Source organism: Lysobacter sp. Soil_C_59 (assembly GCF_057656415.1).
Map to the genome: position 1 here is coordinate 1 of NZ_JBDGKK010000021.1, position 814 is coordinate 814.

Consider the following 814-nt stretch of genomic DNA (forward strand, 5'->3'; position numbering starts at 1 on the left):
TCATGGCCAAGGGTAAGTTTGAGCGCACCAAGCCGCACGTGAACGTGGGCACGATCGGTCACGTCGACCACGGCAAGACGACGCTGACGGCGGCACTGACGAAGGTGGGCGCGGAGCGTTTCGGTGGCGAGTTCAAGGCGTACGACGCGATCGACGCGGCGCCGGAAGAGAAGGCTCGCGGCATCACGATCTCGACCGCACACGTCGAGTACGAGAGCCCGAACCGTCACTACGCACACGTGGACTGCCCGGGCCACGCCGACTACGTGAAGAACATGATCACGGGTGCGGCGCAGATGGACGGCGCGATCCTGGTGTGCTCGGCCGCTGACGGCCCGATGCCGCAGACGCGCGAGCACATCCTGCTGTCGCGCCAGGTCGGCGTGCCGTACATCGTCGTGTTCCTGAACAAGGCCGACATGGTCGACGACGCCGAGCTGCTCGAGCTGGTCGAGATGGAAGTTCGCGAGCTGCTGTCGAAGTACGACTTCCCGGGCGACGACACCCCGATCATCCACGGTTCGGCCCGTCTGGCGCTGGAAGGCGACCAGTCGGAAATCGGCGTGCCGTCGATCCTGAAGCTGGTCGAGGCGCTGGACACCTTCATCCCGGAGCCGCAGCGTGACGTCGACAAGGCGTTCCTGATGCCGGTGGAAGACGTGTTCTCGATCTCGGGCCGCGGCACCGTGGTGACCGGTCGTATCGAGCGCGGCGTCATCAAGGTGGGCGAGGAAATCGAAATCGTCGGTATCCGTCCGACCCAGAAGACGACCGTCACCGGCGTCGAGATGTTCCGCAAGCTGCTGGACCAGGG

The 814-nt window shown here is 65.1% G+C and carries 1 protein-coding gene; it reads left to right on the top strand.

The window, feature by feature from the left end:
* Positions 1-2: 2 nt before the first annotated feature.
* Positions 3-814, top strand: an 812-nt coding sequence (locus AC3A3Q_RS18685; protein ID WP_487587641.1) for an elongation factor Tu, incomplete at its 3' end; no start/stop codon positions are given.